The 14,600-nt window shown below is 42.4% G+C and carries 23 protein-coding genes; 1 reads left to right on the forward strand and 22 read right to left on the reverse strand.

Going from position 1 to position 14,600, the window contains the following annotated elements; translation table 11 throughout:
• Positions 1-16 precede the first annotated feature (16 nt).
• The 18 genes from ACTG7X_RS03280 to ACTG7X_RS03365 form a co-directional block, all read right to left on the reverse strand.
• Entirely contained in the window at positions 17-862 is an 846-nt protein-coding gene (locus ACTG7X_RS03280) for an N-6 DNA methylase (RefSeq protein ID WP_439257115.1), read from the reverse strand.
• Positions 862-1,302 carry a phage tail protein gene (locus ACTG7X_RS03285; protein WP_439257116.1) on the reverse strand — a complete coding sequence of 147 codons (441 nt, stop codon included), beginning with the start codon at positions 1,300-1,302 and terminating at the stop codon, positions 862-864. The genes ACTG7X_RS03280 and ACTG7X_RS03285 overlap by 1 nt, the downstream gene beginning before the upstream one ends.
• Positions 1,303-1,424: 122 nt before the next feature.
• Positions 1,425-1,592 carry a GpE family phage tail protein gene (locus ACTG7X_RS03290; RefSeq protein ID WP_439257301.1) on the reverse strand — a complete coding sequence of 56 codons (168 nt, stop codon included), beginning with the start codon at positions 1,590-1,592 and terminating at the stop codon, positions 1,425-1,427.
• A complete protein-coding gene (locus tag ACTG7X_RS03295; RefSeq protein WP_439257117.1) occupies positions 1,589-1,894 on the reverse strand; it encodes a phage tail assembly protein in 306 nt (101 codons plus the stop codon). Before ACTG7X_RS03295 ends, ACTG7X_RS03290 begins: the two co-directional genes overlap by 4 nt.
• Positions 1,895-1,947: 53 nt before the next feature.
• Positions 1,948-2,454, reverse strand: coding sequence for a phage major tail tube protein (locus ACTG7X_RS03300; protein WP_439257119.1), 507 nt, complete (start codon positions 2,452-2,454; stop codon positions 1,948-1,950).
• A 17-nt stretch (positions 2,455-2,471) separates the two neighbouring features.
• Positions 2,472-3,656 (reverse strand): phage tail sheath subtilisin-like domain-containing protein, encoded by a 1,185-nt coding sequence (locus ACTG7X_RS03305; protein ID WP_439257120.1) that lies wholly within the window; start codon positions 3,654-3,656, stop codon positions 2,472-2,474.
• A gap of 166 nt (positions 3,657-3,822) precedes the next feature.
• On the reverse strand, positions 3,823-4,077 hold the full coding sequence (locus ACTG7X_RS03310) for a DNA helicase UvrD (protein WP_439257121.1): 255 nt from the start codon (positions 4,075-4,077) through the stop codon (positions 3,823-3,825).
• Positions 4,067-4,849 (reverse strand): DUF4376 domain-containing protein, encoded by a 783-nt coding sequence (locus ACTG7X_RS03315; RefSeq protein WP_439257122.1) that lies wholly within the window; start codon positions 4,847-4,849, stop codon positions 4,067-4,069. Before ACTG7X_RS03315 ends, ACTG7X_RS03310 begins: the two co-directional genes overlap by 11 nt.
• Positions 4,850-4,870: 21 nt before the next feature.
• On the reverse strand, positions 4,871-5,677 hold the full coding sequence (locus ACTG7X_RS03320; protein ID WP_439257123.1) for a tail fiber protein: 807 nt from the start codon (positions 5,675-5,677) through the stop codon (positions 4,871-4,873).
• Positions 5,677-6,243, reverse strand: a complete 567-nt coding sequence (locus tag ACTG7X_RS03325) for a phage tail protein I (RefSeq protein WP_439257124.1) — start codon at positions 6,241-6,243, stop codon at positions 5,677-5,679. The genes ACTG7X_RS03320 and ACTG7X_RS03325 overlap by 1 nt, the downstream gene beginning before the upstream one ends.
• On the reverse strand, positions 6,236-7,153 hold the full coding sequence (locus tag ACTG7X_RS03330) for a baseplate assembly protein (RefSeq protein WP_439257125.1): 918 nt from the start codon (positions 7,151-7,153) through the stop codon (positions 6,236-6,238). Before ACTG7X_RS03330 ends, ACTG7X_RS03325 begins: the two co-directional genes overlap by 8 nt.
• A complete protein-coding gene (locus ACTG7X_RS03335) occupies positions 7,153-7,485 on the reverse strand; it encodes a GPW/gp25 family protein (RefSeq protein ID WP_439257126.1) in 333 nt (110 codons plus the stop codon). The genes ACTG7X_RS03330 and ACTG7X_RS03335 overlap by 1 nt, the downstream gene beginning before the upstream one ends.
• 12 nt (positions 7,486-7,497) lie before the next feature.
• Positions 7,498-8,037 carry a phage baseplate assembly protein V gene (locus ACTG7X_RS03340; RefSeq protein ID WP_439257128.1) on the reverse strand — a complete coding sequence of 180 codons (540 nt, stop codon included), beginning with the start codon at positions 8,035-8,037 and terminating at the stop codon, positions 7,498-7,500.
• Between the two features lie 148 nt (positions 8,038-8,185).
• A complete protein-coding gene (locus tag ACTG7X_RS03345) occupies positions 8,186-8,407 on the reverse strand; it encodes a hypothetical protein (RefSeq protein ID WP_439257130.1) in 222 nt (73 codons plus the stop codon).
• A gap of 202 nt (positions 8,408-8,609) precedes the next feature.
• The gene (locus tag ACTG7X_RS03350) at positions 8,610-8,990 is read right to left on the reverse strand and encodes a type II toxin-antitoxin system PemK/MazF family toxin (protein ID WP_439257131.1); all 381 of its coding nucleotides are present in this window, start codon (positions 8,988-8,990) and stop codon (positions 8,610-8,612) included.
• A 71-nt stretch (positions 8,991-9,061) separates the two neighbouring features.
• Entirely contained in the window at positions 9,062-9,391 is a 330-nt protein-coding gene (locus ACTG7X_RS03355) for an Aca2/YdiL-like domain-containing protein (protein ID WP_439257132.1), read from the reverse strand.
• Positions 9,392-9,450: 59 nt separating this feature from the next.
• Positions 9,451-9,702: a hypothetical protein gene (locus ACTG7X_RS03360; protein WP_439257133.1), complete on the reverse strand. Its 252-nt coding sequence runs from the start codon at positions 9,700-9,702 to the stop codon at positions 9,451-9,453.
• Between the two features lie 161 nt (positions 9,703-9,863).
• Positions 9,864-12,392: a phage tail tape measure protein gene (locus ACTG7X_RS03365; RefSeq protein WP_439257135.1), complete on the reverse strand. Its 2,529-nt coding sequence runs from the start codon at positions 12,390-12,392 to the stop codon at positions 9,864-9,866.
• Between the two features lie 76 nt (positions 12,393-12,468).
• On the opposite strand from ACTG7X_RS03365, the gene ACTG7X_RS03370 reads away from it, so the two are divergent.
• The gene (locus ACTG7X_RS03370) at positions 12,469-12,669 is read left to right on the forward strand and encodes a hypothetical protein (RefSeq protein WP_439257137.1); all 201 of its coding nucleotides are present in this window, start codon (positions 12,469-12,471) and stop codon (positions 12,667-12,669) included.
• Here ACTG7X_RS03370 and ACTG7X_RS03375 read toward each other — a convergent pair.
• The 4 genes from ACTG7X_RS03375 to lysC are packed head-to-tail and all read right to left on the reverse strand — an operon-like array spanning position 12,655 to position 14,084.
• Positions 12,655-13,125, reverse strand: a complete 471-nt coding sequence (locus ACTG7X_RS03375; RefSeq protein ID WP_439257138.1) for a phage virion morphogenesis protein — start codon at positions 13,123-13,125, stop codon at positions 12,655-12,657. The genes ACTG7X_RS03370 and ACTG7X_RS03375 overlap by 15 nt on opposite strands.
• Positions 13,112-13,594, reverse strand: coding sequence for a phage tail protein (locus ACTG7X_RS03380; RefSeq protein WP_439257140.1), 483 nt, complete (start codon positions 13,592-13,594; stop codon positions 13,112-13,114). The genes ACTG7X_RS03375 and ACTG7X_RS03380 overlap by 14 nt, the downstream gene beginning before the upstream one ends.
• Positions 13,591-13,809: a TraR/DksA family transcriptional regulator gene (locus ACTG7X_RS03385; RefSeq protein WP_439257141.1), complete on the reverse strand. Its 219-nt coding sequence runs from the start codon at positions 13,807-13,809 to the stop codon at positions 13,591-13,593. Before ACTG7X_RS03385 ends, ACTG7X_RS03380 begins: the two co-directional genes overlap by 4 nt.
• Positions 13,806-14,084 carry an Rz1-like lysis system protein LysC gene (gene lysC / locus ACTG7X_RS03390; RefSeq protein WP_439257142.1) on the reverse strand — a complete coding sequence of 93 codons (279 nt, stop codon included), beginning with the start codon at positions 14,082-14,084 and terminating at the stop codon, positions 13,806-13,808. The genes ACTG7X_RS03385 and lysC overlap by 4 nt, the downstream gene beginning before the upstream one ends.
• Between the last annotated feature and the right edge of the window lie 516 nt (positions 14,085-14,600).

Raw genomic sequence — 14,600 nt, forward strand, 5'->3', positions numbered from 1 at the left:
TTTTCTAATAGGCTTTTTAATCAAATTCACGTTCAAGCCAATCAATCAATTCATCAATTTTTTTATCTGTTTCCCTGTTTTTTCGTCTTAATTCCTTGTATTGCCGTGTTAATTCCCGAATATCTAGTGTTTCCTTTGGGTGTTGACTTTCATCTCGAATCGTTTCCCACGGCTCGCCAATCTCCGTCATATTGTGTTCATCACTGCATTTCGCTTTTTGCGTTTTGGCATCCCACAATGTACGGGAATAAATCGAACTGGTTTTCTGTTTATCAATCACCAAAAACAACACATTGATACTGGTATCTTCAAAGCCATTTTCAACAACAATCAAATGGGCTAATTGATGTCCAATTAACTCACGCATTTGGCGTTCCGTATTGCGATAACCAATACCAGGGAACGCAATAAAAAAGCCTAAGCGTTTGCTATATTTCATGCCTTTGAGAATAAAAATATCATCCACTACGCCCGATTTTTTCCACGGAAATTCCGCTTGAATGGCTTGTTGTTCTTCTATGCTCAAATCCTTAAACTTAATGGAAAATGGCGGATTCATCAGCACACAATCATATTGAATTGCTTCATCGAACAAGAAAAAACTGGTGCAATCAATTTCGCCTACGGGGTCGGGGTAATTATGCCGTGCCATTGTCACCGCTTCAGGCTGAATATCCACCCCACGAAAACGGCAAGGCTTAACAAACTGCTCTAATTGACCGCTCCCACAAGCACCATCAAACACGCTAATCCCTTTGCCTAAATAACGCTCAATGGTTTCCGCCACATACTGACGCAATGGCTCGCCCGTGATGTATTCGGCAAATTGCTTGGCTTTGAGTCGTCCGTTATGTTCTAGCATTAAATCAAATTCCCCATCACCTGACTTGCTAAACTAATCAAAGTCGGATCATCGGTGCGTTTTAATTGCATAGAAAAATCAATCGCTCTTGCCTTGCCGTCACCAAATAACTCACTGCGTTCTTCGTGGATATTTTCAATCACAAAAAAGCCCAATAAAAAGAAGTTTGAGCCGTCAATTAAGGGAAATGCTCCGCCACTGTCTGCCATTAAGCGTAATGCCGCAATGCTAAAATCACCGCCCGTGATTTCGGGGATTAGGCGACAAGAAAGATTGATACTTTCGCTTTCTTTGCCCACAAATTGGCTTTTCGGCAATGCCCCCACAACGGAGTTAGTCGGGTGTCGCCAACTGGTTTCACGGCTTAAGGTTTGAAAGGGGATGGTGCGTTGCATAAAGGGGAATACGCCCAAAATGGCAAGGATTGAATTTTGTAACATAATTTTCCTTATTTACCCTTTTACCCTCACCCTAGCCCTCTCCCAAAGGGAGAGGGGACATTGGGGGGATTGAAAAGTGCGGTGAAATTTTGACAACTATTCCCTCTCCCTTTGGGAGAGGGCTAGGGTGAGGGTTGTTGTTGCTCATATCTCACCCGTGCTTTTTCTCGCCATTCCATGAGTTCCAGTAAGCTCATTTGGTCGAAGTCATCAGGTCGCCAGTGAAACACCATGGCAATGTCGGCAATGGCATTTTCTACACAGTCGGCAATTCTCAGCGGTTCATCTATTCCACTTTTTCCGTCTGTTCCGCTTGAGCTGAAGTCGGCACTAAAAAATTAATCACCGCCGTACTAAGATCGGTGAAGTCGCCCACGTCCATTGTGTCAAAATCGGCTTTGTGTAACATCGGTTGGCTAACTCTCGGCAATAGCACCATTAAGGCATTGACATCCGATTGCAATAATTCCAACAGTTTCAAGCCTTTTAAGGCAATCACGGTGGGTTTGTTGATTTGAATTTCGTTGAATGTTTTATCACCACGCACAATCGGGGTGCTTAATGTGACGGTGTTTGAAGTGGGTTTTGTCATTTGAATATTCCTTTAAAATGGGTGAAATAAATCGGGCGTTTGCCCGATTGGATTTACAGTCCTACGGCGGAGCGGTGTTCGGCGAGTCGGTCTGTTCCGTCCACCATGAAAACGCTGTTAATCATATCGATCTCGACTACATCGGAGCCATTTTCAATCACTTTGTAATAAGTGAGTGGTACGGTGAAACTGTGTTCGGTGTCATCGCCAACTTTAGATGACCCTGCATCAATTTCGCCAAAACGTCCACGCATCACGATTTCAATACTGGTTACTTCGCCTGTGTCGTCCTGTTCATACGCCCCTAAAAAGCGGAGCGGTGTGCCGTCAATGGTGGTGCCAAATTGGCGTAAAAATTCGGTCATATAACCGCCCATTTTGAGCGTGGTTTCTAGGGTTTCTAAGCCTAGATTCACTTTCACTGAGCCAATCATTCCGCCTGCACGGTATTCTTCCAGTTTTAACGCCAGTTTGGGCTGTTCAAGTTCGGTGATTTGCCCTTTGTAGCTGTTGCCGTCTGCAAAGACATTCATTAATTTTAATTTGCGTGGTAATCCCATTTTTATGCTCCCTATGATTAGCTGCCAACTTTGGTAATTTCATCTGCCAATTCAACCAAATATTCGTCGCTGACATATTGATTAAACTCTAATTGCTCCAATAATGGGGCAGCACAATAATCATAACCAATTAACAATTTGGCATCTTTTAAGGTTTCTGCGGTGTTAAATTCCGCTTTAACGAACGCTTTACCGCCGACTAATTTGCCTTCCGCCGTCCAATAACGCCATTTGGCATTAATCGCTTCTACGATTTCTTTCACCAACGGCACGCTGATATTTTTATCCATTGCCCAGTCAAAACTTTGTGCAATGGTATCTTTCAATACTTGAGCGGTGCGAGTTTGGTTTTCATACAAGAACGTTTTATCGGTGGAACAAGTGCGAACGCCCCAGAATTTGTAGCCGTTGTAATTGATACAGCAAGTAATGCCTTGTTCATTGAGATAGTTCACATCCGTTGCCGCATCGTTAATATCAAAGGAAAGCGGATTGGTGACACCTGTCACGCCTGTTAATTCCTTATTAGAAATGGCAGTATGCCAGCCTTGTACTTGGTCTTGATAAGCACGCATTGCCACCGCACGCACGACGGCGTAGTCGGTTTCGGTTTGTTTGGTGGTGCTGTTGAACGATAAGAAATCGCCAAAAATCAGCATTAATTCACGTTGTGAGAATTGGCGGCGATAGTTCACCGCTTGTTCTTTGGTTTGGCAACCATAACAAGACGCATACACAAAGCCGTTGAGCTTTTTCGCCACGGTCAACAGTTCCGCCGTGACATCTTGGCTGTCATATTTAGGAATAGCAAAAATCCGTGGTTTCACGCCTGTTAAGGCTTGTGCCACTAAGAACGCTTTTAAGCCGGTGTAATTACCGTTTTCATCTACACCGCCGATCACGTTCGCTTTCATTTGGCTGTCATCTTCGCTCTCAGCCACACGAATCACAATGACTTTGGTGTTGGTAATATCTAAAATGCCGTCCAACGCTCGGGCAAGCGTGCCTTTGGTGCCAGCTTTGGCAATAACGGCGGATGTAATGCCCGTGAGTAGGGTAGGTTTATTTAAAGGAAAGGTGGTTTCATCGGCATCGTCTGCGGTCGCCACTAAGCCGATCACAGAAGTCGAAGACACCGTTAAAGTGCGGAGTGTTTCGGTGATTTCCGTCACTCGCACGCCGTGCAAAAATTCATCAGACATAATAAAAGCCCTATGGGTTGGTGAAAAGATAGGGCTATTGTGTGGGGAAACGGGGGAGCGTGCCACAAGGGGAAAGTGTGAATAATGGCATAACAATTCACCGCACTTTTAGGAAACTAATAAGCAAAAAATCCCCTCTCCCTTTGGGAGAGGGCTAGGGTGAGGGTTAGTTTCTAAAATGGCTCGGATATTGCTTGCGTTCAATTTCGCTAAAATAGGCATCACGGCAATGATTGCGGTCAAAAAACAAGCCATTCACGAGATGATACATCAAACGCCAACGGAGCCGTTTATCTTGTTCTAACACAAAATTGCGATAACAACGGCAAGAAATGGTTTCATCCGCATAGCCAAACGCCATCGCATTAAAAAACTGATCTACCGCAATTAAAATCTGCTTTAACCATTCTTTAATCGGCATTGCTCTGCTCCGCTAAAGATTGCTGATAGGTCACCGCCCAACCTTGCGAATAATTATATTCTAACGGCTCATCCGCTTGTTCCATTTGGGTTTTGTGTTGCACCGCTAAAGCGTGCATGGCTGATACTTGCTCTTTAATGGTGCGAATAATCAAAGCAAATTCATCACGGTTTAACTGGGTGACAGAATTATCCGCACAAATCCACAATTCAGGCGTGCTTTCTTTGCCGTTAGCCAGATCATCATCCATGACGGCTTTCGCCCCAATCATTTTGACAAAACTGGTTTCGTCACTGTCAAACCATTTTTTCAGGTTTTCAATGTAGATCCCCCCGTAGCAACTTTCATCTCGTTTAGCGTTGATTTTTTCACGCATTTGTTGCTGTTGGTTGGCTTTGATTTCCGCTTGTTTGGCTTTGGAGATTGTCCATTTTTTGCCGCTCCATTCACAAGAATCCGAAAAAGGCGCAACTGCGGTGTAATTTTCGGGAATTTTGCCTAGTTCTTTCATTTCAAGACTTGAACGGTCAAGGGTGGAATAGACTGTTTCGCCTCTGTGGTCTTCCACATATTGCCAGCTGTTATTTTCACGAATAATCGCAAAGCCGTTTTTCACTTTCGGTGGTGCATCTAAATAACTATTGGCAGACAAGCCACCACCAATACTGATAAATTCCGTGGTGGCTCCCGAAAATTCATTATTGCTGTCGGTTTGGTAAACGGTGATTTCACCGCTTTCTAGGGCAAAGCCCTGTTGGTCAAATTGAATCATTTTTTAACTCCTTTATTTGGCTTATGCGGCTAGGCAGATGTAGTGGAAAGCGATGTTGCGTGGGCGGTTTTCTTCCGCTGTTGGTACAATTCTACTCGCATCTATCCCTATTTTTTCAGCATAGGGATAATCAACTAATGGTTCATTTAAAGTATTTATATGATAGTTTTCGTCGGTTCTAACTCGTTCGTTTTTAGGTTTACTCAAACCATAAAAAACACCACTACAAAAGTCATTCGCATAAACGTCGGTAATCTTGAATGCACCCGTAATATTCCGAACCGCATCACCTTGCGAACTCAACAATGCACGTCCACTATCCACCCCACGCCCCATATCTGCACCACGCAAAAATTCACCCCGTAAATCTGGCAATACACCTGTTGGGTATTTTTTCGCTAAAATTGGGTAAGTGGATGTGTTAAATTTTTGTCCATTCATTGCCAAACAACCGCTTGGCACGGCAGATAATGGATAAGGAAACGGAATGCCCACCATTAAATCGTGCAATGCAGAAAAAGCATCTTGGGTCGCTTTTTTGTTAATTTCTGTGGTTAAGGCGTTTTTGGCGTTGGTTAAATCGGTGTTAGTTGCTTTGCTGTTTAACGTGTTTTGTAAATTCGTAACCTGTGCAATAGTATGGGTATGACTACTTGCCGCCTTGTCGTGATTTAGGCTTTCCACTTGCCCTTTTAAATACTTAGTACGATTTGCCAACTGTTGAGCTTGTTTGTTGGAAATCCCATCCGCACCACCAACCACCGGATCAGTTTTCTCAATCTGATAAATCCCGTCCGTCCATTCGTTTTTTTCAGTTAAATTCGCCATTATGCGACTCCATAAGAATACTCACCGTTATAGGTGATTTTTTGATTGTAAAGATTATTCGCTTGCTCAAAATGCAAACCGACTAAATGACAACGCACAGGGGCGGTGTTGGCAAGCAATCGCCTGACTTGTTCGCCTTGTTCAATGGTCATTGGACGGTTAAGATAAATCCAATAAGTTGCCCAGTGGCTTTCTGTTGATCCATGCACATAATCGCCGTTGTAGCTTTTTGTTTCGTCATATTGTATGGCAGACATATTTTCTAAAATCTGCACATCCCCATATCCGGCAGATGCCAATACTCGGCGAATACTGCTAATCGTGCCTTTGATTTGGTGAACCGGAAAACTAGCTAAAATGCTATTGCGTTGTTGTTCATCCGACCACTCACTATCCCATTCATCCACGGATACCGACCAAGCCAACCACGGCAATAGATTAGTCGGGCAATGTTTGGCTTGCCAAAGTAAATGAATCGGCACAGGAATGTCGCTAATCGCTGAAAACGTCTGCGACAGCTTTTTCTCTAAGGGCGTAGAACCGATGGGCAATAAACTGTTATTCATCTCTACCGCCCACCGTAATATTAATGCTTGTGCAATAGCCTGCTTGTGTTGGTTGAATCACAAGATTTTGGGTTGGTTTAGTCAAAACCACATTTTGCACGCCCTCTTGATGTAAAGCGGCATAAATTCCCGATAGGGTAATATCAATCCCCAGTGCGTGTTGTTTTTCGACAAATTTTTTCACCGCACTTTGTACGTTTTCAAATACCACCGATTCCAATACGGACGGATAAAGCGTTAAGGTGGCTTGAATTTGATAATCCACAATTTGAGCGGATTGCACAACTACGGTATCGCACAAAGGGCGGACATTTTCCGCATTCAGTGTTTCATTGACCTGCTGAATTAATTCATTTTCCGCTATGCCGTTGCCTTGGGTAGACAAGATTGTCACTTGCACCGTGCCAGCGGTAGGGCTATCTACATTCACATCTTTCACTAAAGCGGAACTACTCAACGCGTGATATTCATAACTGCCCCGACTGCCTGCGGTAGTGATTTTTTCTAGCGACATTTGCACCCGATAGCGGAGTCGTTCGTCATCTTCATAAATCGCCTCGGTGATCGGGTTAGTGGTTAAATCTTCCGCTTGAATCAACAGCCGTTCCACGCCAAATAACGCTGCAAGATTGTCCAAATCCGACCCTGTGGCAAAGGCTAACATCACGGCTTTGGCTTTTTCATTAATTTGACTGCGGAGCAATAATTCTAAATAGGCGTTTTCTTCCAGCAGTTTTACCACAGGTTCGCTTTCATATTGTAGCCGTTCCGTCCAATAGGCTTGTTCGCTTTCGGTATCAAAGCGACTAATAAAGGCGGTTTTTCGGTTCGCCAACAAGGTTTCAAAATCCAGTTCATCAATAACTTGCGGATAGGGCAGATTGTTTAAATCAATAATGCTGTTGTTCATTAGCCACCTAATAACATGTCGTCATAATTTATTTGTTTGTTGGTATTCGCCAGAGACCCCACAATTTTTGCCGTTACTTTGCCGTCTTTAAATTCGGGTTTAAATTGGCTGATATTGAGCCGTTTTTCCCATTTGTTTAACGCCACGACCGCACAACTGGCAATTTGCAATATCAATACTCGGTCAATAGGGCGGTCAATCAGTTTGGGAATATTGGAGCCATAATCACGCCGTTGAATCCTTGTACCGATTTGGGTAGTGAGAATATCGGCGACCGATTGCTTGATATGTTCCTGCTCGTCTTCGATTTTATCGCCTGTATATCTATTCATTATGTTATTGCCTTATTGCGGTTGCCCTGTCACACCGCCACTGTCGCCCATGTGGGTGTGATTCATGGTAGAAATTCCCCCTGCGATTTGGTCGCCCCCTGATGTGATTTGCCCTGAAACGTTAACATTGCCCGTGCATTTCACGGTGGGCGTATCTAACACAATTTGGCTTGATGCTTGAATGGCGGCGGTGCTAATGCCTGTCACGGTCAAATCAGAATTGGCTTGGTTGTAAACCATTCTCGCTCCGTCCGCAAATTCAATCACATGCTCATCGGTGGATTGACTGGGGTTGTTGTGATTAAGGGTGTAAATCCCTGTGAGTACCACTGCCATTGTCAATTCACCGCTCGCCGCTAAAATGACACATTGCTCATTGACCGTTGGTGGTGACCAGCTTCTTGTTGTCCCCGCACGCCATTCCAACCACGGTAGCCAATCGGTTTTAATCCCACCCGATAACACTTTCACACGGCGTTCAGCGTGATTGACGTCGGCAATGGTGCCAAAGCGGATAATGTTATCAATACGGCGGTTCAGTTCTGCGGTCATTTTTGCCTAAAGTGCGTGGTAAATAAAAGGCATTTTGGCGGATAGGGGAGAATAGGGCGATAGATTGCGAATGTAGAATGGGTGATAACAAAAAAAGCAAGGGGGAAACCTTGCTATTTGGGGTTGGGTTAATAGGGTTTGGGTGGAGTTAGTCTAACATTTCTTGTTTAAATTCTTCAAATGTCATATCTGAATTAAAGATAAATCCAGTTCCAATTTTGTCATCGGCGGTTCTTGGTAAAATATATTTATCAAATATTTCTTTTCTGACTTCTTCACCTGAATGAACTCGCCCAGCTTGGCTATCGGCTTCACCTAGGGCGATGCTTTTTGCTAAAAATTCATCATAACCTTGTTCTTTCGTTATCATATTTCCCCCTTTGTGGATTTAAAACGATCCTAGCACTTTTGGTTTAGAGATACAATGAAAAGCAAATCTTGAATAACTGAAAAACAAAAGGACACTAAAAAGTGTCCTATTCACGGTTTAACTGACTTGTTATCGCCTTTGTTAAACCGACCAATTATTTTGCAAATTGGTTTTACAAGCCCCTTTCGGGTACAGGGTTAATTTAACACAAGCCTAATGCGTATGCAATACAATTTTTCACTTGTTGAAAATCTTCATCACTAATTACGGGAACAATATAATCTCGTTTCCCCAATTTATAGCGGTCTAATCTCGCAAGGGAAACCGTATAAATTATATCCGCTTTTACCCAACATTGAATATGAGCCTTATTCGGTAAAGGATTAGTTGGCATGGCATAATGATATTGAGCTAATGGAACAGGCTCGGTTGTACTAATTGGAACAACGGTGACAAGCTCTTTGTTTTTCTTATGCTTAGCAATAATAATCACGGGCCTGACTTTGGTCATTTCAGGTGAATTAAATTGCGAAAAGTCACACATTACAACAGATTTTTCTTTAGGTTGATATTTTAATGCCATAATAAATTCTCATTTTCTTTGTTGGCAAATGGTAAAAATTCCCTTGTATTTTGTCAAGGAAAATCAAAATGCTATTTAGCCAATTCTGCCCCATAACAACAGACTAAAACCCTCATTAGTGACTGGGTTAAACGCCATTCGATAATATCTGTATTCGGGGTTGTAGGGTAGTGCAAGGTGAGTGGTTTTCCTTTTTTGATTTCTTCAACGGCGGTGAATAATTTGTCATTATATTGTTGCAACAGGCTATTCATTTTTTCGATCACATCGGGCTTTAAAGTGCGGTCATCTTTTTCCCAATATTCCCAACTGCGTTTGCTTACGCCCCCAATATATTCAGCGGCTTCCGCAATAGACAAGCCCAATAATTCACGTATCATTTTGAGTTTTAAGCCATTCATTTTTTATTTTCCTTGATAGATGAAAAGCCGTAAGTCTTTTCGCTTACGGCTTTGTTTTTTTAATGTATTTGTACGCCCCAATTTTTATTCCAGTCATCACCTAAAGCAGAGATTAAGCAACATTTGATAAAAGCACGGTTGCCTTTTTCAATGCTTTCTGTGGGTTCGCCGTTAATAATATCGGTGGTGACGACTTTAAACGCATTTTCACTGCGTTGACTTTGATAAACGCTGATGTGTCTTTCGCATAATTCACCGTCAACTAATGTAAATGTTTCACTTGCAGATTTTACTAAATTGTAGCCTTTCATGATTTTTCCCCTTAGGATTGCATACGCCCCTTGCGTTCTGCTTATAGGGTGTATTGTAGTTCGCACTTGCGAACATTGCAAGCATTTTTATAAAAAAAGTGAAAAAAAGGCAAATTTGCCTTTTTTATTGGCAAATTAGCCCTTTTTCAACAAAAATTATGTTAATCCCTATCCCGCAAACTACTCCGCCGTTGGGCTTGTTGTTGGCTTTGGATTTGTTGTAACTGGCGTGCCACTTCTCGGGCGATAGCTTGCGGATCTTGCCCTGCGTTGGCATTAACCGTAATGCTCACTTGCATTGGCTGTTGCGTCACCATTTGGCTTGTTGTGGCTTTTAATGGCGGTCGGTCGTCAATCTGGATGGGTTGAGCCATGGCCACACTTAAGCCTAAGCCTGTGCCAATCAGGGCATTTTTGCCGTAGTTTAGGGCGTTGAGTAAGGGTACGCCTAATTTTGCTGTGGCTTGTTTGGTCATCACATATTCGCCAGCGTGGACAATGCCTGCAGGTTGGTATTTTCCGCCGTTGCCAGTGTAGCCACCGGTGGCAAAGCCTTTTGCTTTTTCGACTAAACCGCCGACCCATTTTTGTTGTAATGGAGTGGTATTTTGAGCATTATTTACCACACTGACTTGTTCGGTTTTCTGTTTGGTTTCGTTGATTTTTACTTCGGCCTCTTGGCTAAATCCCAATTTTTCCTTAATCCAATCAACAGCTTTACCCATTGTTTTTTTCATGGTATCAAGGGCTTTTAATGCACCAGAAGTGAATTTATCAATAAGATTAGAACCAAATTGCGTAAAGGAATTGGGCAGATCTACACCAAACCAATTTAGCACGCCAGCAAAGGCTTTATAAAATAATCCCAATGGTGACCAGTCCAAAATCGTTTTAGTAATATTACCAATGCCCGAATGAAAAAATTCATCTATTTGTTGCCATATATCACTAAAGAATTGCCCGATAGGTTGCCAAAGGGTGGCAACGGTTTCGCATAGCCAATCCCATTTTTCAGCCACCCAACTACATACGCTATCCCAGTTTTTCCAAAGCAACACAATAGCGGCGATAACTGCTGTAATACCTACTACAATCCATGCGAGCGGATTGGTGAGCATGGCTGCACTGAAAGAAAGAATAGACGGCACAGCTCGCAAGAAAGCCATACTAAGACGACCAATACAGCCGATCACTCGGGATATGCTTAATACTACTCGCCCAATAGGATAAACAATAAAACCCAGTGCCACAGATAATCCACCCATTGCCACTGCCGCTACCGATAAAATCCCTGTCCATTTAGCAATCGTTGCGGTAAGTTCGGGATTTGCACGCATCCATGCTGAAATAGAACGCACAACTTCAGTGATTTGAGAAACAAATTTTCGTAAATCTTCGTTAACAGTTTGATAAATAGCAACTCCTAAGTCTTCTTTAGCAGAAAGAAAACTGGCAATATCCCCCATAAAATTATCAGTCATGGTTTTGCTAACTTGTTTTGCTGTTCCTTGAGCATTATGCAAGGATTTTTCGTACTGTTGGATTATACCGTCTGCTTGACTGACTAATTCTGTTGCACCAGCCAGCCCAATTTTACCGAAAATTTCATCAAATACTTTAATGCGTTTCCCCGTTCCCATTTTTTCTGTGGCTTGCATAATGTCTTTTAAAATCTCAGGAACTTGACGTAAATTACCGTGTTTGTCTAAGGTTTTTACATTTAGGGAAGACAACATTTTACTTGCTCCCTTTGATGGTGCGGCAAGGTTGGCAGTCATATTTTTTAAAGTTGTACCTGCTTCACTGCCTTTAATTCCCACATTTCCTTGTAACCCCGTCAATCCTGCGGCTGTTTCAAAAGATTGCCCTGCTGCGGTTAGAATTGGAGCGGATTTTTTGATGGTTTCATATATGGTTTCAGGGGTAGTGTTTGAAGTTGTTGCTGTGAGAGTTAAAACATCAACCACTCTTTCTGTTTCATCAGCAGAAATTTTAAAAGCTGATAATGTGTCAGATATAATGTCAGATACTCTACCTAAATCCATATCAAATGCTAAGGACATGTCTAAGGCTGCGGGCATAGCTGATAAAATTTGCTCTGGAGTAAAACCTGCCATAGCAAAATATCCCTGTCCCTCCGCAACTTGTTTAGAAGTGAGGGCGGTGGTAGCTCCTAGGTGTTGAGCCTGTTCTGCCAGTTTTTTTAGCTTTTCAGCCTGCTCTGGATTATTTTTATCCAGCCTTGTCAATGCTTCTACTTTGGACATGGCTTGTTCAAACTCTACCGCTGGTTTAATTAATAACGTGCCAACACCTGCACCAGCCATTCCCATGGTTATTGTTTGCCGTCCAAAGTTTTTCACATTGTCGGATGCGGTTTTAAGAGTATTGACTTGGTTAGCATAGTTTCGCTGTCTTTGAGCAATTCGGTTTAGTTCTTGTAATTTTAATTTTTGTTGTTCAATAGCACGGTTAGTTTCATGAATGCGATTTTTAAAGCGTTCTTGAACATTGGCAATGCCTGAATTTTTCACTCTATCTTGAGCTGCCTTTAATTGTTTTAATTTGGTTTTATTGTCACCTAACGCTCGAGATAAAGCGACCGTTTGACTTCTGATATTCCGAAAGGGTTTTGTAACGTTGTCTAACGCATTCAATGTCAAATTGAGAACAAGGTTTTTTCCGCTCATTTTTTCTCCTGATAATTGCCTTTATTCATTGTTCGGTGTAAGCTAAGGGTAATCTTTACATATTAGGGGGTTAATTATGCTAGATGCTCTTTTGATACTTGCTTTGCCTTTCATCTTAATTGCCTGTATTGGTTTGTTACTAGAATTTGCCGTGGTTGCTTTAGAGTTTCTTTTTAGTGTTCTTGCTTTTATCGCCAAATTAATCTGGGCATTAGGTGTTATTTTCGTTGCCTTATGGCAAATTTTTTTTCAAAAGAAATCGCTAACTCATTCCTAAATGTGTAATTACTAAGTCTTCAATTAATTCTTCATCGTTTTTGGTAAAGCCCAGTAACTCACGCTGGGCATATTTCACTTTACGTTCACTTTTTCGCTGCACTCGGCTTGATAAACCGTATTGATGCACATTGGCAATCGTGCTACCACTGCCACTAAAACCGACGGAAACCTCTGCTTGATTTGACCGCACTTTAAAAAATCTGGCCGTGCGTAATTTGGCAAACATGGCTTTGCGTTTTACTCGCCCTTTGGCATTCTTGGCTTTTTTGCTCACTCGTTGCGGTTTGCGTGGCTCATACGCCGTGCCATCTGGATTTTGCTGTTTAGCGATTCTGTCCGCTTGGCTTTTTCGCAGTTTAAAGCCTATATCCCTGGCTAATTTTCGCCGTTGTTGTGGGCTGATATTGGCTAACAGTGCGGTGAATTTGGCTTGAATTTCATCAACCGTCGACATTGTTGTTACTCGCAAAAATTAAGTTATCTTCATCTTCAAAATACACCTTGATCCGTTCATTGCCCCAAACAGGTTCGGGTTTGTAGTCTAAAACCACGCTGTCCGCTTGCGATTGTTTCACCACGACCCGTTCTGTGATGGGGCTGATTTCAAAATGAATATCCGCGGTGTTGTTATTGTTAAAATCAGGCAAAAAGCGAATGGCTTTATCACGCAAATCTGGGTTAGCAAAGAGTTCAGGTTGGTTGATTTGCAAATACGCCAACAATGGCACGGTGAGCCGTGCGATGTCATCGGGGTAGTCGGTGACGATAATATTTAAGCTGTATTGCATTTCAAAGCTGAGGTTATCTGTGCCAGTGCGAATGATTTTGCCGTCATCAATAAATAATTGTAGCTTATCAGGGTTCGCCACAAAAAAGGGGTTGGCTTGTTCTAACACTTTGCGAAGTTGGTTGGGCTTTTTCATGGGCGAAATCCTTTTTGACGCAGTTCGAATGCCTGTTGGCAATCAATGCAACGTTTACAGCCGATCACCATTTGACGGCGTTTTTCGGGAATGGGGTCAGCACAATCTATGCAATGGGTTAGGCTGATATTTCGTTGTACGCTGAGTTGATTACGTAAGGCAATATCACGCTGTAATTGCTCGGCTTGTTGGGCATTATCTATGGCATCCGTCATGGGCTGTTTCCCTGTATTTGGTTAAATGTGTCAATGCACTGTGTTAAGGCTTGAAGTTCCGTTACGCATAAATCTGTTTGGTTTAAAGCGTGGTCTAACGCTAAGGCTAAATCACGGTTGGTTTTGATGTCCTTGAGCGTGACCGCTTGGCAATGATTTGTGGTTGGACACAGAATTTTTGCTTGGATTGGTACGATTTCCACGTTGCTTGAACAGCCGACTAACATCATCAGGCACAGGGCTATCACTCCAACTTTGATTATTTTGTAGGACATTATTCAGTTCCTTGGTTTGCTGTTGTTGGGTCTGTTGCATGGCTTGCACGGCAAGGGTCAAGCGTTGCGTTTGTTGGTTAAATTCATCTATCATTTCGGTGATGTGCAAATATTGGCTTTGCCATTGACGTTTTAACATTTCTTCTTTGTCGGCCTCGGCTCGCCAGTAACTGCTTTGTTTGCCTAAAAAAATGATGATGCACAACATCACAATAGGGCCGATTAATAGGATTATTTTTTCTTTAATACTGAGGAAGTTAAACACAATGCTTGCTCCTGTTTGCGTCGGGTTTCTAAGCACATATTGAAAATAACCACACATTGTTGCAATCGTAAATCCTATCCCATATGGAATTCTTTCTATATTTACAGTATCGTCAGCGTAAATGTAATTGTATGAGATCAGAAATGATAATGCTACGACCGCAATCCAAACCCAATAGCCAATATCTTTTAATGTAGCTAGATTTTGGTTAGGTTGATTTTTGTTTTCACACATTTTTTCTCCTTAGATGA

This window comes from Lonepinella sp. BR2271 (genome assembly GCF_051851515.1).
Taxonomy (GTDB): domain Bacteria; phylum Pseudomonadota; class Gammaproteobacteria; order Enterobacterales; family Pasteurellaceae; genus Lonepinella.